Here is a 22,312-nt window from a genome sequence, read left to right as displayed (position 1 = left end):
TCTGGTGTGGGGAAAATCATTTCTCCCTACCTCATACACCCTGTAGTTAGCGAACATATAGCACGTAGCAGCAGGCATGGGGTTATGGCAGCAGCAGAAGGATCTATTAACCTGATAAAAGATATCAATACCGGTGGAGTTTCCTCTAACCCGCAATATATAACCAATGTTAACGGTACTTTATACTTCGTTGCGATCGACAACAGTGGTGGTTATGAACTGTGGAAGAGTGATGGCACTGAAGCTGGTACTATCCAGGTCAAAGATATCTTCTCTGGCATAGCTAGTTCTTATCCCCAAAATCTCACAAACCTCAACGGCACCCTGTACTTTAGTGCCACTGACAACAATGGGGGACGCGAACTGTGGAAGAGTGATGGCACTGAAGCTGGTACTATCCAGGTCAAGGATATTTTCTCCGGCGTCGGTAGCTCTAATCCCCAAAATCTCACCAATGTCAACGACACGCTATACTTCACTGCCACCGACAGCAATGGCGGTCGCGAACTGTGGAAGAGTGACGGCACTGAGGCTGGTACTATCCGCGTTCAGGATATCGTCTTGGGTGCAGGTAGTTCTAACCCTCAAAATCTCATCGATGTCAATGGTACGCTGTATTTCACTGCCAGCGATAGCAGTGGGGGCAATGAACTGTGGAAAAGTGATGGCTCCGAGGCTGGTACTATCCGCGTCAAGGATATTTTCTCTGGCACAGGTAGCTCTAACCCGCAACATTTAACCAATGTTAACGGTACGCTCTACTTTGTTGCCTATGACATTAGTGGAGGCTATGAACTGTGGAAAAGTGATGGCACCGAGGCTGGTACTATCCGCGTCAAGGATATCTTTTCTGGTACTGGTAGTTCTAACCCCCAAAATCTCATTGATGTCAACGGTACGCTGTACTTTACTGCCACTGACAGTACTGGAGCTAATGAACTATGGAAAAGTGATGGCACGGAAGCTGGTACTGTCCGCCTCAAAAATATCTACTTTGGTACGGGTAGTTCTAATCCACAAAATCTCACCAATGTCAATGGCACGTTGTATTTCACTGCCACTGACACCACTGGGGGCTGGGAACTGTGGAAGAGTGATGGCACTGAGGCTGGTACTTTCCGTATCAAGGATATCTTTTCTGGCACGGGTAGTTCTTATCCGCAAAATCTCACCAATGTCAACGGCACGTTATATTTCAGTGCCACTGACGATAATGGGGGTAATGAACTGTGGAAGAGTGATGGCACTGAAGCTGGTACTGTCCGTGTCAAGGATATCTTTTCTGGTATAGGTAGTTCTAACCCCCAAAATCTCACCAACGTCAATGACACCCTTTACTTCAGTGCCACTGATGGCAGTGGAGGTAGTGAACTGTGGACAAGTGATGGTACTGAGGCTGGTACTGTCCGCCTCAAGGATATTAATACCACTACGCTATCTTCTGAACCGTCTTTTCTCACCAATGTCAATGACACGCTTTACTTTAGAGCCACCGATGGCGATGGAGGTAGTGAACTGTGGAAGAGTGATGGCACTGAGGCGGGTACTATCCGTATCAAAGATATCTTCTCTGGTACTGGTAGTTCTAACCCCCAAAATCTCACCGATGTCAACGGCACGCTATACTTCACAGCCACTGACAGCACTGGAGGCAACGAACTGTGGAAGAGTGATGGTACTGAGGCTGGTACTGTCCTAGTTAAGGATATCTTTTCTGGCATAGGTGGTTCTAACGCCCAAAATCTCACTAATATCAACGGCACACTGTACTTTGTTGCCACTGACAGCACTGGGGGACGCGAACTGTGGAAAAGTGATGGTACTGAGGCTGGTACTATCTTAGTTAAGGATATTGTCTCTGGGGCGGGTAGCTCTAATCCAAACTTTCTCACCAATATCAATGGCACCCTGTACTTTGTTGCCACCGATAGCAATGGAGGTAGGGAACTGTGGAAAAGTGATGGCACCGATGCTGGTACTGTTCTAGTTAAAGATATTGTCCCTGGCACGGGTAGTTCTTATCCGCAAAAGCTCACCAATGTCAACGACACGCTGTACTTCACTGCCACTGATGATAATGGAGACAATGAACTGTGGAAGAGTGATGGCACTGAGGCTGGTACTATCTTAGTTAAGGATATTGTCTCTGGTACTGGTAGCTCTAACCCCCAAAATCTCAACAACGTCAACGGCACGCTTTATTTCAGTGCCACTGATGGCAATGGAGACAATGAACTGTGGAAGAGTGATGGTACTGAGGCTGGTACTATCCGCGTCAAGGATATTTTCTCTGGTATAGGTAGTTCTAACCCCCAAAATCTCACAAATGTCAACGGCACCCTATATTTTGTTGCCTATGACAACAATGTAGGTAGTGAACTGTGGAAGAGTGATGGTACTGAAGCTGGTACTGTCCTAGTTAAGGATATTTTTTCTGGCATCGGCAGCTCTAACTTGCAAAATCTCACCAATGTCAACGGTACGCTGTACTTTAGTGCCACCGACGGCAATGGAGGCAATGAACTGTGGAAGAGTGATGGTACTGAAGCTGGTACTGTCCTAGTTAAGGATATTTTTTCTGGCATCGGTAGCTCTTACCCTAACAACATCACTTACATCAATGGCAAACTCTACTTTTTTGCTGATAACGGCAACACTGGACAAGAACTTTTTGTGCTTGACCTCAACAGTACTCCCACTGACCTGAGTTTAAGTGCCACTAGCGTCAACGAGAATGTTCCTAGCAACACACTAATTGGCAACTTGAGTACCAATGACCCTGACACAGAGAACACCCACACCTATACCCTAGTTTCTGGTACAGGGGACACTGATAACAACGCCTTCACAATTGTTGGTAACGAGTTACATATCAACATCTCCCCCGACTACGAAACCAAGAATAGCTACAATATTCGTTTGCGCGCCACAGATGAAGGTGGCTTATTCTACGAGAAAGCGATCGCCATTGCAGTCAACAATATTAATGATGCCCCAACACTGGCAAATAGCATTCTCGACCAAACAGCAATAAAAGACACTAGCTTCAATTTCACTCTACCTACAAACACCTTTGCAGATGTTGATGCTGGAGATAACCTCACCTACAGTGCGACCCTGGAAAATGGCGGCCCAATTCCCTGTTGGTTGACCTTTGACGGCATCACTTTCAGCGGTACTCCCACAAATAACGATGTTGGCAGCCTCAACATCAAAGTTATCGCTAGTGATGAAACAACAACCGTCAGCGATGTTTTTGCACTGGCAGTGCTTGATACTAGCGATGCTCTCTTCTGTGTTGGCGACAGCATCACCACCAAGGAATTAGATGCTGATACAGAAAGCGATAGTCTCATTACTGGTTCCGGCAATACTAACTTGTTCAGCGATGTCAGTAACGATGTACTCATCGGTGGAAGCAAACAAGCAAGCTTCGATGATTCTGATATCTACACTGGCGTTAATAGTATTATTACTGATTTAAATATTGAAAATGATACTGTTTATATTTCCCAACCAGAATTTATTTTGAGCCGACCTGAGAATACGAGCCTTGAATCAAGCTTGTTTCAACTAGGGACTAATACGACAACAGCAAGCGATCGCTTTATCTACAATCAAACTACGGATAGCATATTTTACAATTTTGATGGAGTTACAAGTACAGCACAAATTGGTCATTAGTCATTGGTCATTGGTCATTATAAATCGATATAAAAACTACTATAGGACTTATATTTGATTGATGAAAAAGCTCAATTCAATATACCTTAGAGAGCCTTGTTTACTGTTACCTGAGTATGTAGCTTGTTTCAGAAATCAAACTGATTTCTATTATTGAATACATATAGGATTCGTATTTGATTTTTGAAAAAAAATCATACCAATTTGAAAAAATAATGCAACACATAGACAAGACCCCTCCCCAACCCTCCCCTTGGCAAGGGGAGGGTGCCGTCAGGCGGGTGGGGTATCTGTCGCAAACATTTTTTGAATCGGTATCAGTACATTTTGATTCCTTCTTACCTATTCCCTATTCCCTGTTCCCTGTTCCCTTCTACGCAAATAATTTCAGTAATCAAAGCGGATTCCTATACTAATATACAAGTATGAGATTAAAAATTTTGCAACAAACCCCAACTTTGTTAAGCATAAACCTCAAACCACAAGGTGTCCTATATTGGTTATTTGGAGGTTTATTCATTGCTGGAGGTATTTTTTTAATAACATTAGTGGGAAAAACGACTACTTTTAGTTGTAATCGCATAACGTCTACAGAAGGAAGTTGTCAATTAATTATTCAGGATATTTTCAAATCAAATGTTAAAAATTGGCGGTTTCAAGAGTTAAAAGGTGCAAAATTAGACACGAAAACCACTGATAAATCGGGTAGTTATCCCTTAGTGTTATTAACAAAATCTGGCTCTATTCCCATAAATTTGGTTAATGCAGATAGTAGACAAAAGGAAGCCAAGGCAAAACAAATAAATGCCATTCTTCAAAATTCCCAAGTATCTCAATTAACTATTCATGAAGATAGCCGCTTATGGACTTATCCTTTGGGTATTTTTTTAATTATTGTTGGCTCTATTTGTATTATCTATTTACTAATAAATCGCAAGATAACTTGTATTTTAGATAAAAAATTAAACAGAATTACTATTGAACGTCAAGGGCTATTCGATAAAGAAATTATAGAAACCAAACTATCCAAGATAGTAGGACTTGATATTGATGCATTTACAGTGGAAAATTCCAGCAGTTATAATATTGCTTTTACAATGGATAATGAAGATAAAATTTATTTAGCTACTGGGCCAATGTTTACAGCTAAAAGCGCAGAAAAAGCTTTGAATGTAATTGCAAATTTTCTGAATATAGAACCTTCTAATTGATAGGGTTTACACAACACCCAATACGGTTTGGATAAGCAGTATGAACTTCCCTTGTGGTCTGGGAAAAGGTTAAGGGGTAAAGGGTAAAGGATGTATTTGAAACTTTTCCTCTTTGCCCTTTCCCTTTTAACCGAACCGTATTGACACAAAACCGATATTGTCATAGAGAATTAAAATCCTATCACATCTGTGGGTACTGATTGCCAAGCAAGGCGATGTTTCCAGTGGTATGTGAAATTAAGTTGAACTGTTTGGTTGAAGTCCTCCAAAGCTGGTGAATCAGGTTTTTCTTTTAGCTTTGTTGCACCTTGGTTCTTCAACTGTTGAGGACATTGTGGATTCCATACATATTTTTGACAAGTTTGGTAAGCAATTTCTACATCGCTACCGCTTTCAGGATTTTCAAAGATGGGATGATAATTTAACCTATTGCAACAAACTTGCAACCACTCTTGCCACCCACAGCGCCACAAGCGCACTGTTCCATCAAGACTAGCACTGGCAATCAGTTGGCCATCAGGGCTAAAAGCTGCGGAATTGACCCAATACTCATGCCCGCGCCAAGGTTGAGTTATGGGGTTGCCGTGAATATCCCACAAGCGCACTGTAGCATCATTGCTGGCGCTGACAATCCAGTTACCATCGGGGCTAAAGGCGACAGAATTCACTTCTTTTTCATGTCTGCGCCAAGGTTGACCGATGGGGTTGCCGTTCATATCCCACAAGCGCACTGTAGTATCATTGCTGGCGCTGACAATCCAGTTGCCATCGGGGCTAAAGGCGACAGAATTCACTTCTTTTTCATGTCTGCGCCAAGGTTCACCGATGGGGTTGCCGTTCATATCCCACAAGCGCACTGTAGTATCATTGCTGGCGCTGACAATCCAGTTGCCATCGGGGCTAAAGGCGACACAATTCACTTCTTTTTCATGTCCGCGCCAAGGTTCACCGATGGGGTTGCCTTCAATATCCCACAAGCGCACTGTAGAATCATTGCTGGCGCTGACAATCAATTTACCATCAGGGCTAAAGGCGACACAATTCACTTCTTTTTCATGTCCGCGCCAAGGTTCACCGATGGGGTTACCTTGGATGTCCCACAAGCGCACTGTAGTATCATTGCTGGCGCTGACAATCAATTTACCATCAGGGCTAAAGGCGACACAATTCACTTCTTTTTCATGTCCGCGCCAAGGTTCACCGATGGGGTTGCCTTCAATATCCCACAAGCGCAGTGTAGAATCATTGCTGGCACTGACAATCCAGTTAGCATCGGGGCTGAAGGCGACATCATTGACCCAATTTTCATATTTACGCTGCGATCGCCCCATGACCCGTTGTTGTAATATTTGATGTAGCTCCCACAAACGCACAGTTTTATCGCCACCACTAATAATAAACTTGCCATCGGGACTAAAGGCTAGGGAATTAACTTGTGCTTCATGTCCCCGCCAAGGTTGAGTCATGGGGTTGCCGTCAATATCCCACAAGCGGATTGTGCGATCGCAGCTACCACTAATAATAAACTTGCCATCAGGGCTAAAGGCTACGGAATTTACACTTCCTTCATGTCCGCGCCAAGGTTTACCGATAAGATTACCTTGGATGTCCCACAACTGCACCGTAGAATCACTACTACCACTGACAATAAACTTGCCATCGGGGCTAAAGGCGACGCAAATAATTTTTGCCTCATATTTGTGCCAGGGTTGAGTGATGGCGTTCCCTTGTAAATCCCACAAACACACTGTTCCATCAAAACCAACGCCGATTATGGAATTGCCATTTGCACTAAAGGCGACGGAAATAACTCCTTCCTTGTGTCCGCGCCAAGGTTGAGTAATGGCGCTACCTTGTAAATCCCACAAACACACCGTTCCGTCAAAACCAACGCTGATAATGGAGTTGCCATTTGAGTTAAAGGCGACGGCAATAATTCCTTCCTCATGTCCTTGCCACGGTTGAGTAATGAGATTACCTTGTAAATCCCATAAACACAAAATTCCGTCAATACTGCCACTAATAATAAACTTGCCATCAGGACTAAAGGCTAGACAATTCACCTCTTGCTGATGTCCCAGCAAAAATTCAGCAGTGGGATTGCCAATGATATTCCACAAGCACACCGTAGAATCACTACTGCCACTGGCAATAAATTTGCCATCAGGACTAAAGGCTAGACAATTCACCTCTTGTTCGTGTCCCCGCAAGCTATTTGCCTCTGTGGGTGTGTGCGTTGCTTCCTTTAAGCTTCCCAAAACACAAGGTAAAAGCTGATTTGGGTATTTTTCTAAATTTTCACCCATTGTTTGAATTGCCAGCACCAAACCCTCTAGCGGTTGCAAGGGAAGCAAATTCAAAACCCTGGCTGATTGTTCGCGCAGTTTTAATTCAGTCAGTGTAAGATTTAACTTTTGAATCTCTTGTTTCTGTTCTTGCAAATGGGAATCGTAGCATCCAACACTAGGATTAATAAATTGATGACTTTGTTCGTGGAAATCACCAAATATTTGTTCTTTTAGTTGTTGATAAGTCTTTATTTGCAGAATTCGGTTTTGAAGATTTTCGCTTTTCCACAGTACATCGAGAGTGTATTGCAGAAGTGGTAAAGAATCATTTTGTTTGTGAAAATCATCAAGAATTTGCTCGATTAGCCCTTGTTCAAAGGTCACGCCATGTTTAGCCGCAGGTTCAGCGATCGCTAACTTTAATTCGTCATCGCTCATTCTAGTGAGTATACAACTATAGCGATCGTGGATCTTCGCAAGTTGTGGATACTCACTAAATCTATCCAAAAAATCAGACCGCATTGTTAAAACTATTTTCACAGAGCTATCCTGCTGCTGGAGCAATTGAAACAGACTAGCAACAAATTTGTCACGTTCCGGCTTTGGAGTTTTCGTAAATAGTTCTTCAAATCGGTCAATAAAAATCAGCACACATTCATAATCTTGTTTAAGTAATGTGGTAATTTCAATTAAAGTATCTTCTCTTATATCTCGACAAATATCTGCTATTTTTGATTTTTCACCATATGTAAAAACAAGACATTTATAAATAGATTTAAAAGGATTGTAATCTGGTTGAAAAGTGATATTAATCAAGGAATTGTTATGATATCCTAAATCAGGAATTAAACCTGATAAAATCAACGATGATTTACCAATGGATGCTGCACCTAAAAGCAAGATTGCATCATCTTTTTTTAAGCGATCGCCCAAATTAACAATCCACTTTTCCCGACCAAAAAATTTATCTTTATCTTTAATTGCAAAAGTTTTTAGTCCTAAGTAGGGAGAGTCTATTTTCAGTGAACGATGATGAATGTCCTCAAAATTACTGTCAGAAAAAAAGTCGTATTCAGAAATACCTTGGACATGACACCCAATATTTATATCGCCTTCAGAACTGTTAACCATCTTATCTCCTTACCTTTGGACACCCCTAGCTAAATCTTTCCCTCAGTTATAGTTCCTCGGCTAATCTTTGTAAGTACTTCAAGAAAATTCATTACACATTCTTTTGTAAAACTTTCCCTGTCACCACCCTATAGAATCACAAGTCGAATTACCCCCCTTAATCCGCACTTGTAAAGGAAAATCTAGTTCCCTCCCCTTTACAAGATGCAGCTGGTGAATAGAGGGTCAGACCCATCATCGGGTAGAGACGTAGCATTGCTACGTCTCTACATCGGGTGGAATGACTTATGTGTACACGGTAGCCAATAGAATAGAAGTTTTGTAAATCCCATCTGCGAAAAATTAACGTTTTAAATTCCTTTATTCAGCAAAATTACTTAAGTTATTTTCAAAAATATGTAGTAACTTTATCCTAAAACGCCGGAAATGACAAACGAGATGGAACTTTTTGATAACCTACACCTTGCTATGTTTAGCGGCAAAGGTGGAGTCGGAAAAACAACAATCTCCTGCACCTTTGCATGTCGTTGGGCGCAGCAATTTGTCAACGAGCAAATTCTTTTAATTTCAACCGATCCGGCTCACTCTCTGGGAGATGTATTACAAATTAGCGTTGATGACATTCCTCGTCCCATAGCGGAACTACCGAATTTACTAGTCAGGGCGTTGGATGCAAAGCTTTTGCTACAAAAGTTTAAAGAACGTTACGGCCAGGTTTTAGAACTGTTAGTAGAGCGTGGTAGTTTTGTTGAAGGAGAAGACTTGCTGCCAGTTTGGGATTTAAATTGGCCTGGACTGGATGAATTGATGGGTTTGTTAGAAATCCAACGCCTTTTCAACGAACAGCAGGTACATCGAGTAGTAGTGGATATGGCTCCTAGCGGTCATACACTCAACTTGTTTGGCTTGATGGATTTTTTAGACACTTTCCTCCACTCTCTGGAACTGTTTCAAGAAAAGCATCGATATATTAGCAAGACCTTTGCCGGAAGTTACACACCCGATCGCGCTGACGATTTTTTGCATACCCTAAAAGCTGAACTATCGCAAGGTCGTCGTCTGCTGCAAGATCCTAAGCATACAGCTTGTTTGTTAGTTGCGATCGCAGAACCAATGAGTTGGTTGGAGTCAAAACGCTTCCTAGAAGCCTTACAAAACATGCAGGTTCCTTGCGGAGGCTTGTTTGTCAACCAAGTCCTTACCAGTGCGACTGACCGCGATCGTTACCAAGAACAACAACCGCTGATCGGTCAGTATACGGATCTTGCTAACGGCAAGCCGATTTTTATCGTGCCACAGCAAGATAAGGAGCCTTTGGGAATTGTAGCCCTCAGCCATCTGATTGACCAAATCCATGTTCCTCAGCTTGAACCGCTATTTCCTATCGATCTACTCCCAGTTCAATGGCCGGAAACAATTCCTCCTAGCTTTGGAGATTTTCTTACCCAAGGTCGCCGCCTGTTACTAATTGGCGGTAAAGGTGGAGTAGGAAAGACTACAGTAGCAGCTGCCATTGGTTGGGCTATGGCTCAACAACATAGCGATCGCAAAATTCGCATGGTTTCCATCGATCCAGCCCATTCCTTGGGTGATGCCTTTGGTCTGAGTTTAGGACACGAACCATATCAAATAACTGCTAATCTTCGAGGTCAGGAAGTAGATAGCGATCGCCTTCTGGAGCAATTCAGAGCCGATTACCTGTGGGAACTGGCCGAAATGATGAGTGGCGAAACCCAAACAAGCGAAGCTATTGAAATGGCTTATGCTCCTGTGGCTTGGCGCAAAATTGTCGAGCAAGCTTTACCAGGGATTGATGAAATGCTTTCCTTGTTAACAGTAATGGAATTGCTAGAGCAACAAGAAGAAGACTTGATTATTTTAGACACTGCTCCTACAGGTCATCTTCTGCGTTTTCTAGAAATGCCAACAGCACTAGCAGATTGGCTAGCTTGGATTTTCAAACTATGGATTAAGTATCAGGATGTGCTTGGCCGTACAGAGTTTATGGGGCGTTTACGAACTTTGCGACAGCGCGTAGTCAAAGCCCAAAAAGTGCTAAAAGACCCACAGCAAGCAGAGTTCATTGGCGTTACACTTAACCAGACTAGCGTACTTGCCGAACAACAACGCCTATTCAAATCTCTGCAAGAAATAGGTGTAAGCCAGAATTACGTTGTTCTCAACCGCTTTACTTCTACAGCAACCATTAATTGCGATTTTCCAGGTTTGACAATGGTTCGCTTACCAGTGCTTCCTCGCTCAGTTCAGCCTTTAGAACGCATTCAAGCAGCCGCAGCCTGTTTATTTTAAGTGCCAATTAGACTAAATACTTTCATACCCAAAGAGAAATTTATTATGCACCGCACTCCAAAACGTGGACAAATTCAAGCCAAACTTAGCTCAATGCCTCCTCAACGTTCTCAAGCAAGAGTTTACTTAAACGCTTACAAAATGATGTTGGAAAAAGAGCGTTTAGAGCAGGAACTACAGAAACTCGAAGCACGCCGACATCAGATTCAGCAGCGTCTTGCTATTTTAAACAGTCAAATCATTGCTGAAGAAGACATCGCTCATCAGCAAGCAAATACTGATTTAGAGGACAATACACCCAAATTCAACACCATAACATTGGAATACTAAGTACTAAGATTTCAGCTGCCTATTCTTCACAACTTCCTTGCGCGGTCGTAGCAAGCAGGGGCGATCTCATTTTTGGATGTCTGAATCGTGGAGTTTGACGACATCACAATTTTACTTAGTAATCTTAAGGTTGCTGACCAAACTCGTTGCTATTACCTCGACTCAAGGAGAGGTAATTAAGAAAGGCATTAAGATATTACTTAGGTCAATTAGATCCTCAAGCCAGCTTATTGTCACGCTGCTGAATTGCAATGACTTCTAAGTTATAGAAAGAAACTAACAATTGCCTCAATAATTAATGCAACTAATTTCTGAGTTAACCCCACATCAGGAAGCTTTACTTTGTGAATATAAGAGAAAGTGGCAGTTAGCAGCACTTTCAACACAAGTTATTGATACACAAAAAGCGACCCAAGCGATTAAAGCTGTTTACAAGCAAATATCTAGTGTAGAAGAATTCGACATATATTTTTTTGATAGTCCATTTGGTATAGCTAATTTAAGTTTTATCAACTGTGTTTATCCGCATGAAGATTGGTGTAATCCTCGAAAACTTAATAACCTCATTAGGCGGCTTGAGAAGCAATTACTTAAAAAAGGACTTTTCAGTAATACATTTCATCGATATATTGTATCGCCATTAATCGAAACAGTTGGAAGGCAGTTGGATATTCATCTATGGAACTACCTTCAAAAACAGTTGGGATTTTGGTCAATTATACATAGCCTTATACCTGTGAATTTACGCGATAGTGAAAAATTATCTCCAGTTTGGAAATCTGCAAAAACAAATCAGCAAAGACGGCTAGAGGGATTGTGGCGTTTTTTGGCATCTGGTTTAGTGGTTCCAGATGCAGAGTGTAGTGTCTGCTGCTTGCTCGATTACTGCATTTCTGAATTACAATGCTTTCCCGAAGACAATCTTTGGCACATACTTAAAACATTTGTTAACGATTGTGGTTGGACATTTTTTTTCCAAGATTTCTGTTTCACTTGTAATCGTCCATATAAAGTGATGCTGAAAGAACAGGGTCAACCATTATCAGAAAATGAAGCAGTTATTGAGTTTTTAGATGGTTTTAGTGTATTTACCAAGCATGATATTTCTCTGTCTTAGTATATATAACAATTTTACTAATATTAAAAGGCTATAAAATGCTAAGGAACACAGTTGAAAAATATCTGAAATTATTCAAAAATTCTCCTAATTATAGAGAAACTGACAGAATTGCTAATGAAATGAAAAAGGAATTTGATATATCACCTCCTTCAGTTAGCGAAGTGATTCAGGAGTTGGAAAAATATGCTTCAAATCCAGCAGATTATCCGGCTGCTTCGTTTGTCATGATGGCAGCATGGCGTAACCTATCAAAGGATTACACACCTATACTTTGTCAAATCCTCAATGATGAGAGCAATAATGGTCTTCATGAATCAGTTATTGAACTTTTGGATGTATTGCGCGATGAAAGAGCAATCCCGGCATTATCCAAGGCATTGACATACCGATGGTCTTATGATGAATGGCTCAATGTGCCAAGAAAGTCTCTCTTGGCATTAGCAGAAATCGGAACTCCTGAAGCGAAAATGATTATAGAATCAGCAGCTCAATCCCCTGAAGAACTAATTAGTGAAGATGCAAATCTGATATTAGACAATTGGTAAATTGATTAATCCGCCAAGCATAAAATGCAAACAATACATCAATAAAAACAGCCATAAAACCAAAAAATACTATCCAAGAACTATTGCGGTTTGCTTTCCAAGGTGTCCTTTCAATTCCCTAAAATTAGCCAGATCGCTTCCCAAGGAATGGAGAATCGACATCTAAAAGCCAATTCTCATCAATAAATTCTAGATTTTCATCATAAACAAGAACTAATTCCCCAAGTTTTTGAGCATTGCTACTTGCCGTTTTCATATTATCGCCAGCATTAGCTATGAGCAAAAACTTTAGTTGTAAAAAACATTCTTCGTGAGTAACGCCTATTGAACTGCTAACTAATTCGGCTTCTAGGGTACGAGGTAACGTAATTTTCTCATAATATTCATCTTGTTCATCCCAATAGCCACACACTTTATAATCACACTGGTCAAGATGTTCTTGAACAAGAAGGTTAGCATCTAAATTTTGTAATCTTTCAGTTAAATCTTGCCAAACTTGATGATTTTTTAATTCGAGTCTTGTCATAGTTATGTGGGTTTAATGTTCTGTTACCAAACCAGGTAAGTGCAATATAATTCAAATGTTTACAATTTAACAAGTTAAATTATAAACAAATAGAAAGTACACTGTTGGGGCAGTAATTTATCAGTAAGCTGGCAAAGAATTAACCGAAATGGACAATTATGACAATTTCTTGCGGGAGCTAAAAGAACGCATACGCAATGCCCAGGTACGAGCGGCATTATCTATTAACCGCGAATTGATATTGCTCTATTGGCAAATTGGGCGAGATATTCTTTTTAGACAACAACAACAGGGATGGGGAACAAAAGTTATTGAACGTCTTGCCAGGGATTTAAAAGAAGCCTTCCCGGAGATGAAAGGATTCTCAGCACGTAACCTGAAGTATATGCGGGCTTTTGCTGAAGCTTACCCAGATGAACAAATTGTGCAACAGCTTGTTGCACTAATTCCTTGGGGGCATAATGTCCGTATTTTGGATGCTATCAAAGATACTTCAGCAAAGCTATGGTATGTACAAAAAACCTTAGAAAATGGTTGGAGTCGCAATATTTTAACTCTACAAATAGACAATAGACTTTTTGAGCGTCAGGGAAAAGCGTGTAGGTTAATCTACAATGCTTGCTCGAATATCTTTTAAAGTCATCATTAGTGTGAATGGTTCTATTGGTGATGCTTGAAACCCACGTTTTAAATAAAATTTTTTCGCTTCTTCATCTTTAGCGTGAACCAAAATATATCTAACACCAGCTATTTGAGATACTGATAAAATGCGTTTAATAGCATCTTTTAATAAACCAGACCCTATACCTTGTCCTTCCCATTTGGTATATACAGCTAGCCTACCAATAAGCATACACGGTATAGAGTCTGGTGCATTCCGTTTAGCTTTGCTAACAGCTGCTAAATGAGTTACAGAAGCTGTTGCTAAACAGTAATAACCTATTACTTTATTTTCAACTGTTACTACAAATGTTCTGGCTGTATCCCCCTCACTTTTCAAAGCTCTCTCCTTCAGCCAGCTATTCAAGGCTTCTGATTTAGATTCAAACTCTGATACATCATGGTCTTTAGTAACAGGCCGAGGAGCATCGATTATTTTCATTTGGTTTGTCATCAATCCCAAGGCGATTTAGTAGTTAAGAGTTTACTCATTTCTTCATTCGCTTTAGGTGGTGAGTCCAAAATAGTAAGGAATTCTTGATATTTTTCCTCATTCAATGCAAAGAAAGCTTTATCACAGATGACTTTTTCAGCTTCTCTACAGGCTACCTCTAACATAAAGTCAGAACGGCTTTTACCAAGAATCGCAGCCGCATTATCAATTAAATCCCGTTGTTGTTCTTGAACTCTAATATTAATTACTTGGTTACGACTAAGATTATCCATTTTAGAACGGGCAACCATTAGGTATCTTCCATGTTTATGTGTCATATCAAGCATTACCAAAGTAAAGTTACAGCTTACTTCGGTAATGCTTAATATCTAATATAGTATATTGTATATACAATGCCAACACATTTTTATATCTAATAAGAGTTTACTTAAATGCTTACAAAATGATGGTGGAAAAAGAGCATTTAGAGCAGGAACTACAGAAACTCGAAGCACGCCGACATCAGATTCAGCAGCGTCTTGCTATTTTAAATAGTCAAATCACAGCTGAAGAGGACATCACCCATCAGCAAGCAAATACTGGCTTAGAGGACAATACACCAAAATTTAACACCATAACATTGGAATACTAAGTACTAAGATTTCATCTGCCTATTCTTCGCAACTTCCTTGCATAATCAACATGACGAAAAACTCAAGGAGTTTAAAAATGAATTTTTATGAACTTTTACAAGAAATTAAAAGAAGACCAGCTTTGTATTTAAGTAGGAAAAGTATTTTTGATTTTCACTCATTTCTTCAAGGTTATGAAATAGCACGAATAAATCTTGGATTTACTAAAACTGAAGAGGAAATAGAGTTTGATAACTTTTTAGAATGGCTAAGAAAAATATGTCCTGTAAAAACACATCATACATGGGCCAATTTAATACTGTTTTACTCAGCAGATGAACGCGATGCTTTGGATAAATTATTTGCATTGTTTGATGATTACCAAGCACAAAAGCATAATGAAATTGAAAATGATGACGTGTCAAAATAGGAGAAATAAATTATCAATTGTTAAATGTATTTAATAGAGATATAGCGTTTATTAGTCAGATTCAGTACAAATTTATCTGTGTTCATCTTCGGTTAATTAATCTTGCTTATACTTCAATGGGGTGAGAACTGCTATAATACTAAAGAAAATTTTAAAAATAAAAATATAAAAGTATACTCAGCGTGCAAAGAGACCCGGACGAGATTAGGGCAGATTTAAATCAACTAATTGAAGAAAGTCGATCTATTTTCCCCAAACTAGCTTCTAGGTTGGATGAGGTAAGACGCTGGATAGCGAATAAAAAATCTGGACTTCTAAAAAGAAAACCTCATGTTTTGCAGTTTATTGAAGAATTGCTGAGTGATGCCACTTTTTGGTTTGAAACCCAATTAATGTCTGAAGATGATAGAAAAGCGGAGTTTGCACAGCTAACATCAACAGAACAATATTGGTATGAATTTTTATTCACGCGTTGGATTAATGAGCCTGACCCCAAGATGCCAATTTGGAAGAAAAAATTAATGGGTGGTGAATTTAAGGGGGATGATAAATCTTTTGTCAATAAAATTTGCCAAGAAATAGAATTTTTAGGAGGAAACACTTTAAACCCTTATATTGCTGATTTGTCAATGGCAACTGATTTTATAGCTTCAGGGTCAAAAAATTTACCTTTGTGTGTGCAAATAACTACAGTAAATGATACTCACTCTCGAAATAAGCAGCGAGAATGGCAATCAACCTTAAAATACTGGGGTATTAGAAGAGCAATGTTTGTAAGTTTTAATCCAAGATTAAATCAAGTAAATCAAAAAATTGGTCAATCTGTATTTCAGCGTAGCGATCGAACTCAAGGAAACTGCTATCTTATAATTAATATAGACAAGTAAAGTGTAATGTCTACTCAAAAGGGTCTTGAAAAACAAAGGGTTGACAGAGCTAGAGATGCTCTTCAACGAGCTAGGGCTTTGAGACAATCTAGAAGAGTCCACGGCGTGGATGGAATTCGCCAATTTGTTAAAGATGTAGATGGAGACTGGCTAGACAACTGGACGGATACAACCATTACACAAAATGACTATCCTCAGAGAACAGTTCTTGTTCTAAAATTCAGCCGCTACCTTTCTACACTTCCTTTTCTATTTGTCCTACCATTAGGTCAAAAGCGGAAAGCTTCCCCAAAATCTAAGGTGAGGTCAAGGTTTCGAGATGATAAAGTTATGCGCTAACAAATTTAGGTCATAGCAGAAAATAAATTAATTTGTCTTTATAGCTCATATGTAAGTAACTTACAAAATTGAATAAATATTAAAAAGAGAGGATATCACCTCTCTTTTTGATTTATTTATATTTAATTTTACACTGCTAGCCTTTTATTAAGTGCTTGCTTAGTTCACTGGCTACCGCATGATAGTGGTATAGCCTTGAGCCTTGAGCATAACTTGTCCAGGCTGCTCGTAGGCAATATATTTTAGCGGTTCTATCTGTAGACGGCTTTTAGAGAATTGGTATTACTCTTGTGTCCGATCGCGTTCCTGCTTTTCTGCTTCCAGAATCGCTAATAAAAGAGCTTCTTCCTGAATTTCAAACTCTTCTTCAGGAATTTCTCCCATATCAAAAGCAAGTTGCAGTGCAAGGAGCTGCTTACTGAGATTTTCTTTATCATCAATTTCAGTACTTGCTTGTTCTAAAATTTTTTCCCCAAGCCACGTTACCCCCATTAATGGGCCGGTAATCGGTAATAGTAAAAAGCGCAGAACCATATGACTTTACACTCGTGTGGATTTACTAAAGCTGTCCTCGCAAGACCGTAATCATGCTGATGACATAGATATTAAACATTACTAGTCTTGTGTTGATACCAAAATGCGTGGGATTTGAGTCCAGTATTTTATATATCCGATGTGCCAAAAATTACTTTTTTTATAAAATGCTTATTGAGGAGGTACTTAGAGTTTGACAACAGTATTAAATGCATCTCCACAGCGATTTGTCAATACCCCTGCTATTCAACGCATCACTCAACGTGCTTTGCGTTATCTACAGTCAGGTTTTTCAGTACATTTACGTGGCGCGGCTGGAGTCGGAAAAACTACTCTGGCAATGCATCTGGCTGATTTACTCAACCAGCCTATCATCCTCTTATTTGGAGATGATGAGTTTAAAACCTCAGACTTGATTGGTAATCAATTAGGTTACACCCGCAAAAAGGTTGTTGATAACTTCATCCACAGCGTGATCAAAGTTGAGGATGAACTGCGACAACACTGGGTTGACGCACGATTAACCCTAGCTTGTAAAGAGGGATTTACGCTGGTTTACGACGAATTCAACAGATCGCACCCGGAGGTAAATAACGTTTTACTCTCGGTACTTGAGGAGAGGTTGTTAGTATTGCCAACAAACCAACATCGAGCCGAGTATATCCGAGTTCATCCCCAGTTTCGGGCAATCTTAACATCAAATCCCCAAGAGTATTGTGGAGTCCATGCAACTCAGGATGCTTTGATGGATCGTGTTATCACTATCGATATGCCTCCACCTGATGAACTAACTCAGCAGGAAATTGTAATTCAGAAAACAGGCATAGATTCTGAGAAAGCAGACAAAATCGTGCGTTTAGTGCGGATGTTTTGGAGTCGATCTGGCTCTGGACAAGGCGGTGGTTTACGTTCCTGTCTGATGATCGGTAGAATCTGCCACGAACACGAAATTTCCGTAAACTTTGAAGAGCCTAATTTCCAAGATATTTGTGCCGATATCCTGCTGACTCGCACGAATCAACCTCGTGTGGAAGCAATTCGGTTACTGGAAGAGGTTTTAAGTGAATTGCATCGTAGTACAAACACTCAATTCCAGCCGCCAGAGATAATATCAGAGAGCCAAAATCAGATTGTATTAGAACAACGAGTACCTTACGAGTATGAAGTCTACAACTATCTGTGCAAGTCTCCGGGAAAGCGTTTCTCTGATTTGGCAACCGAATTAGGGATCGATCGCAGTCAAATTGTAGCTGCACTCAAGTCTCTCAGAGAGCAAGGAGTATTATTGCAAATGCAAGGTAATGCTGAGTTGCCGAACGTATCACAAGTGGCTTTTGATTCTAGCCATTTAATAAACAAATGAGTACTCATACTAACCGGGGAGTTATCACAGCAACTCAAGGTTCTACCTTGGCAGATATTCTCGAACGGGTTCTGGATAAAGGCATTGTTATAGCAGGAGATATTTCTGTTTCCGTCGGCTCCACAGAACTGCTCAACATTAGGATTCGTTTGTTGATTTCTTCTGTTGATAAAGCCAAAGAGATTGGAATTAACTGGTGGGAGGGCGACCCCTATCTTAATAGTCAAACTCGCACCTTATTAACAACTAATCAACAACTTCAAGAGCGTATTGCCAGTCTAGAAACAGAACTGCGATCGCTCAAAGCACTCAATCCTCTTAATCATCAGAATGCAGGCGATTAGTAAATCAAAAGGTTCCGATTCAGGTTTAGCACCGTTGTTATTGACGGTTGTCGAACTCATACGCCAACTCATGGAAGCTCAAGTGATTCGGCGTATGGATGCTGGCACCCTCAACGATTATGAGTTAGACCGGGCAGCCGAAAGCCTGCGACAGCTCGAACAACAAATTATTCAACTTTGCGAGGTATTTGATATTGACCCAGCCGATCTAAATATTCACTTGGGTGAAATAGGAACTTTACTTCCGCAATCTGGGGGATATTACCCTGGTGAAACCTCTAGTCAACCCTCTATCCTAGAACTCCTCGATCGCCTATTAAATACCGGTGTGGTGGTTGAAGGTGACTTGGACTTAGGACTGGCTCAATTAAACTTAATTCATGCCAAGTTAAGACTAGTACTTACCTCTAAACCCCTGTAATACCGATTTTGGATTTTAGATACTTCGGCTTCACTCAGTACAAGTTTTTGATTTTGGATTAAAAGCCTTTATTAGTAAGGTTTTCCAAGAATTTAAAACAATACTTGCTATCCCATTTTGTTGTAACTTTTTTATCCACATTTTTATTGGTAATACATTCTTATGAGTTATGGCTTTTACATTTATGGAATTTTGACCTTGCCTGCTCCGCAAGATTTAAATTTAGAAGGGTTAGATCGGCAACCCGTACAAATTAAAATTTTGGATGATTTTGCAGTCATCTACTCCGAAGCACAGCAAGAGCGTTATTTGGCAAGCCGTCGTAATCTGCTAAGTCATGAGAAAGTCCTTGAGGAAATCATGCAAACAGGCGATGGCAATTTACTACCAGTGCAATTTGGACTTTTGGTTGCCAACTGGGAAACGTTTTCAGAACAATTAATTCGTCCTCATCAACAAGAATTGACGCAATTACTAGCAAAGTTATCAGGTCGCCGAGAAGTTAGTGTCAAAGTTTTTTGGGATACCAAGGCAGAAATTCAGGGATTGTTAGCAGAACACCCAAATCTCAAAACCGAAAGGGATAAGCTAGCCGGTCAACCCCTGAGTATGGAGCAAGTAATCCAAATAGGACAAGCCATCGAACAAGGAATGAGCGATCGCAAACAAGGCATCATTAATTTATTTCAAGGCACTCTTAACTCTATTGCCATCGATGTAGTGGAAAATACTCCCCAAATGGACACAATGATTTACAACGCAGCTTATCTAATTCCTTGGGAAGCAGAATCACAATTTAGCGAACAAGTTGAAGCACTCGATCGCCAATTTGAAGAACGTTTGCGAATTCGCTACAACAATTTCACTGCCCCATTTAATTTTGCTCGTCTGCGATTATTTAGTTCCAATTAAATAACAATAAAAATTGAAAATCAAAAATTCTTAGACATCTTGCATGAATTAGAGTGTGGCTAGTATAGAGATTGCCAGTTAAGTGAGGTACAGAACGAATGTTTTTAAACGCAAAGGGGCGCAGAGTTCAGCGCAAAGTTACGCAGAGTTTTACGCAATTTAGAAAGGGCAGTAGTCATTACGCCAGTAAATTAGGAAACACTATAAACAGGTGATTTATTTGTCATTCTTTGCGCCTTTGTGTGAGGCAAGAAAGTTTTTTTCTAACATTCGTGTAATAAGTTTATTGAATTTTTTAATTGTTTTGAAGTTAAATACCAAATAAAGTTTCTCGACCTTTTATTTAAGTGAAATCAATGGATGACATATTTAAAGGATTTGAACAACTATTAGAAATCGCCAAAGCTTTAGAAGAAAAAGCAGAGAAAGGAGAGTTAAAAACTTCTATTCAAATTCGCTCTCATAATATCAGTAGTATTCCCAGACAAGGCAATATTCCCAGAAAAAATAGTTCTAGCGGAGTCAGATCTAATGCCACCGATGCAGCTGATGATGCTGATGTCACCCCCCCATCAGCTAAGACGAACTCAAAAACTTCTTGGCAAGATGTCGGTGGTTTGGCTGATGTTCTCCAAGAAATCAGAGAGTTAGTTGAAATTCCCCTGAAACGTCCAGATTTATTGGCAAAATTAGGGTTAGAGCCGCCCCGTGGGGTTTTGCTAGTCGGCCCGCCTGGTACGGGAAAAACTTTAACAGCCCGTGTTTTGGCACAAGAATTAGAGTTAAACTACATTGCCATCAATGGCCCAGAGGTGATGAGTAAGTATTACGGGGAGGCGGAAGCGCGTTTGCGAAGCATTTTTGAGAAAGCCACTCGTTCTGCTCCCTGTCTGATATTTATTGATGAAATTGACAGTCTCGCCCCAGATCGCAGCCAAGTAGAAGGTGAAGTTGAAAAAAGACTAGTGGCGCAGTTGCTTGGGTTAATGGATGGATTTGCTAAAACCGAGGGCGTACTCGTATTAGCGGCAACAAATCGTCCCGATTATCTCGATCCGGCGCTGCGTCGTCCGGGACGCTTCGATCGCGAAGTTCATTTTCGCGTTCCCGATCGCAATGGACGATGGGAAATTCTCACGATTTTAACAAGTGCCATGCCCTTGGAGACTGGGGTTGATTTAGGAGCGATCGCCGATTTGGCCGTCGGTTTTGTCGGTGCTGATATCAAAGCTCTGTGTCAAAAAGCAGCCTACATTGCTCTGCGTCGTCAAGTCCCCTCCCTTAACAGTCCCATTCCTGAGAATATGACTGTTATGCAACAGGATTTTCTCGAAGCAATAAAGGAGATCAAACCCTCAGTTCTCAGGGCTGTAGCAGTGGAAGCACCAAATGTCAGTTGGGATGATATTGGTGGTTTGGATGATGTCAAACAAAAACTTCAAGAATCTGTAGAAGGCGCACTCCTCTATCCCGAACTATACGAACAAACCAAAGCCAAGCCTCCCCGTGGGATTTTGTTGTGGGGGCCGCCGGGAACAGGAAAAACATTACTAGCAAAAGCGATCGCTTCCCAGGCGAGAGCTAATTTTATTGCTGTGAATGGCCCGGAATTACTCAGCCGATGGGTAGGTGCGGCAGAACAAGCAGTCAGAGAACTTTTTGCCAAAGCTCGCCAAGCAGCGCCTTGTGTTGTGTTTGTAGATGAAATAGATACCCTTGCACCAGCACGGGGACGATTCAGTGGTGATTCTGGAGTTAGCGATCGCGTTGTGGGGCAATTACTCACCGAATTGGATGGATTGCATGAATCCCCGAAAGTGTTGTTAGTAGGAGCAACCAACCGTCCAGAAACCCTCGATCCTGCCTTGCTCAGAGCAGGAAGATTAGACTTACAAATCAAAATCGATCTACCAGATCGAGCTAGCCGATTAGCGATTTTACAAGTTCACAATCTAGATCGTCCCTTGGTTGATGTCGATTTAGAAACTTGGGCAACAGTTACCGAGGGTTGGAATGGCGCAGACTTAGCTTTATTGAGCAATCAAGCTGCTTTAAGCGCAATTCGTCGATACCGCGCACAAGGATTGAGCGACTCCAGTTTGATTCAGATAACAAATGATGATTTCCAAGTTACATATCAGATGCTTGCTAATCAGCATCAATCTCAATAAATTTCTTTGTGAAGCTGAGCCAAATTTTTCTCCATACCTCT

21 protein-coding genes are annotated in these 22,312 nt (G+C 40.7%); 16 read left to right on the top strand and 5 right to left on the bottom strand.

Annotated features, from left to right (window positions below; genetic code table 11):
- Nucleotides 1-6: 6 nt before the first annotated feature.
- The gene (locus tag VF06_RS26040) at nucleotides 7-3,684 is read left to right on the top strand and encodes an ELWxxDGT repeat protein (protein ID WP_143861759.1); all 3,678 of its coding nucleotides are present in this window, start codon (nucleotides 7-9) and stop codon (nucleotides 3,682-3,684) included.
- 425 nt (nucleotides 3,685-4,109) lie between these two features.
- Complete coding sequence (locus VF06_RS26035) at nucleotides 4,110-4,895, top strand: hypothetical protein (RefSeq protein ID WP_099068619.1); 786 nt, start codon at nucleotides 4,110-4,112, stop codon at nucleotides 4,893-4,895.
- A 170-nt stretch (nucleotides 4,896-5,065) separates the two neighbouring features.
- Here VF06_RS26035 and VF06_RS26030 read toward each other — a convergent pair whose 3' ends face one another.
- A complete protein-coding gene (locus VF06_RS26030; RefSeq protein ID WP_099068618.1) occupies nucleotides 5,066-8,314 on the bottom strand; it encodes a WD40 repeat domain-containing protein in 3,249 nt (1,082 codons plus the stop codon).
- A 438-nt stretch (nucleotides 8,315-8,752) separates the two neighbouring features.
- Here VF06_RS26030 and VF06_RS26025 point away from each other — a divergent pair, with 438 nt between their 5' ends.
- The 4 genes from VF06_RS26025 (at nucleotide 8,753) to VF06_RS26010 (ending at nucleotide 12,619) form a co-directional block, all read left to right on the top strand.
- Nucleotides 8,753-10,624, top strand: coding sequence for an ArsA family ATPase (locus VF06_RS26025; protein ID WP_099068617.1), 1,872 nt, complete (start codon nucleotides 8,753-8,755; stop codon nucleotides 10,622-10,624).
- A gap of 45 nt (nucleotides 10,625-10,669) precedes the next feature.
- Nucleotides 10,670-10,954, top strand: a complete 285-nt coding sequence (locus VF06_RS26020; protein WP_099068616.1) for a hypothetical protein — start codon at nucleotides 10,670-10,672, stop codon at nucleotides 10,952-10,954.
- Between the two features lie 298 nt (nucleotides 10,955-11,252).
- Nucleotides 11,253-12,071: a hypothetical protein gene (locus VF06_RS26015; RefSeq protein WP_099068615.1), complete on the top strand. Its 819-nt coding sequence runs from the start codon at nucleotides 11,253-11,255 to the stop codon at nucleotides 12,069-12,071.
- A gap of 38 nt (nucleotides 12,072-12,109) precedes the next feature.
- Entirely contained in the window at nucleotides 12,110-12,619 is a 510-nt protein-coding gene (locus VF06_RS26010) for a HEAT repeat domain-containing protein (protein ID WP_099068614.1), read from the top strand.
- Between the two features lie 124 nt (nucleotides 12,620-12,743).
- Here VF06_RS26010 and VF06_RS26005 read toward each other — a convergent pair whose 3' ends face one another.
- On the bottom strand, nucleotides 12,744-13,145 hold the full coding sequence (locus VF06_RS26005) for a hypothetical protein (protein ID WP_099068613.1): 402 nt from the start codon (nucleotides 13,143-13,145) through the stop codon (nucleotides 12,744-12,746).
- A gap of 148 nt (nucleotides 13,146-13,293) precedes the next feature.
- Between VF06_RS26005 and VF06_RS26000 the strand changes: the two genes are divergently transcribed.
- Nucleotides 13,294-13,782, top strand: coding sequence for a DUF1016 N-terminal domain-containing protein (locus tag VF06_RS26000; RefSeq protein WP_099068612.1), 489 nt, complete (start codon nucleotides 13,294-13,296; stop codon nucleotides 13,780-13,782).
- On the opposite strand, the gene VF06_RS25995 is transcribed toward VF06_RS26000, so the two are convergent.
- Nucleotides 13,750-14,247, bottom strand: coding sequence for a GNAT family N-acetyltransferase (locus VF06_RS25995; RefSeq protein ID WP_244918143.1), 498 nt, complete (start codon nucleotides 14,245-14,247; stop codon nucleotides 13,750-13,752). The two genes, VF06_RS26000 and VF06_RS25995, sit on opposite strands and share 33 nt — an antisense overlap.
- Nucleotides 14,248-14,258: 11 nt before the next feature.
- Entirely contained in the window at nucleotides 14,259-14,549 is a 291-nt protein-coding gene (locus tag VF06_RS25990) for a type II toxin-antitoxin system TacA family antitoxin (RefSeq protein ID WP_099068610.1), read from the bottom strand.
- Between the two features lie 152 nt (nucleotides 14,550-14,701).
- Between VF06_RS25990 and VF06_RS25985 the strand changes: the two genes are divergently transcribed.
- From VF06_RS25985 to VF06_RS25970, 4 genes are all read left to right on the top strand, one after another.
- The gene (locus VF06_RS25985; protein ID WP_099076754.1) at nucleotides 14,702-14,890 is read left to right on the top strand and encodes a hypothetical protein; all 189 of its coding nucleotides are present in this window, start codon (nucleotides 14,702-14,704) and stop codon (nucleotides 14,888-14,890) included.
- A 77-nt stretch (nucleotides 14,891-14,967) separates the two neighbouring features.
- A complete protein-coding gene (locus VF06_RS25980) occupies nucleotides 14,968-15,300 on the top strand; it encodes a hypothetical protein (protein WP_099068608.1) in 333 nt (110 codons plus the stop codon).
- Between the two features lie 182 nt (nucleotides 15,301-15,482).
- Nucleotides 15,483-16,187, top strand: a complete 705-nt coding sequence (locus VF06_RS25975; RefSeq protein WP_099068607.1) for a hypothetical protein — start codon at nucleotides 15,483-15,485, stop codon at nucleotides 16,185-16,187.
- A 6-nt stretch (nucleotides 16,188-16,193) separates the two neighbouring features.
- On the top strand, nucleotides 16,194-16,526 hold the full coding sequence (locus VF06_RS25970; RefSeq protein WP_099068606.1) for a hypothetical protein: 333 nt from the start codon (nucleotides 16,194-16,196) through the stop codon (nucleotides 16,524-16,526).
- A 282-nt stretch (nucleotides 16,527-16,808) separates the two neighbouring features.
- Here VF06_RS25970 and VF06_RS25965 read toward each other — a convergent pair whose 3' ends face one another.
- Nucleotides 16,809-17,060, bottom strand: coding sequence for a gas vesicle protein GvpG (locus VF06_RS25965; protein ID WP_099068605.1), 252 nt, complete (start codon nucleotides 17,058-17,060; stop codon nucleotides 16,809-16,811).
- 193 nt (nucleotides 17,061-17,253) lie between these two features.
- Between VF06_RS25965 and gvpN the strand changes: the two genes are divergently transcribed.
- The 5 genes from gvpN (at nucleotide 17,254) to VF06_RS25940 (ending at nucleotide 22,271) form a co-directional block, all read left to right on the top strand.
- On the top strand, nucleotides 17,254-18,423 hold the full coding sequence (gene gvpN, locus VF06_RS25960; RefSeq protein WP_099068604.1) for a gas vesicle protein GvpN: 1,170 nt from the start codon (nucleotides 17,254-17,256) through the stop codon (nucleotides 18,421-18,423).
- Complete coding sequence (locus VF06_RS25955; RefSeq protein WP_099068603.1) at nucleotides 18,420-18,767, top strand: gas vesicle protein; 348 nt, start codon at nucleotides 18,420-18,422, stop codon at nucleotides 18,765-18,767. Before gvpN ends, VF06_RS25955 begins: the two co-directional genes overlap by 4 nt.
- The gene (locus VF06_RS25950) at nucleotides 18,754-19,188 is read left to right on the top strand and encodes a gas vesicle protein K (RefSeq protein ID WP_099068602.1); all 435 of its coding nucleotides are present in this window, start codon (nucleotides 18,754-18,756) and stop codon (nucleotides 19,186-19,188) included. Before VF06_RS25955 ends, VF06_RS25950 begins: the two co-directional genes overlap by 14 nt.
- A 162-nt stretch (nucleotides 19,189-19,350) precedes the next feature.
- Complete coding sequence (gene gvpF, locus VF06_RS25945) at nucleotides 19,351-20,100, top strand: gas vesicle protein GvpF (protein WP_099068601.1); 750 nt, start codon at nucleotides 19,351-19,353, stop codon at nucleotides 20,098-20,100.
- Nucleotides 20,101-20,456: 356 nt separating this feature from the next.
- Nucleotides 20,457-22,271 carry an AAA family ATPase gene (locus VF06_RS25940; RefSeq protein WP_099068600.1) on the top strand — a complete coding sequence of 605 codons (1,815 nt, stop codon included), beginning with the start codon at nucleotides 20,457-20,459 and terminating at the stop codon, nucleotides 22,269-22,271.
- The last annotated feature ends 41 nt before the right edge of the window (nucleotides 22,272-22,312 follow it).

The organism is Nostoc linckia z4, from assembly GCF_002608075.1.
Lineage (GTDB): Bacteria > Cyanobacteriota > Cyanobacteriia > Cyanobacteriales > Nostocaceae > Nostoc > Nostoc linckia.
This window is presented reverse-complemented; position numbering and strand designations above follow the sequence as displayed.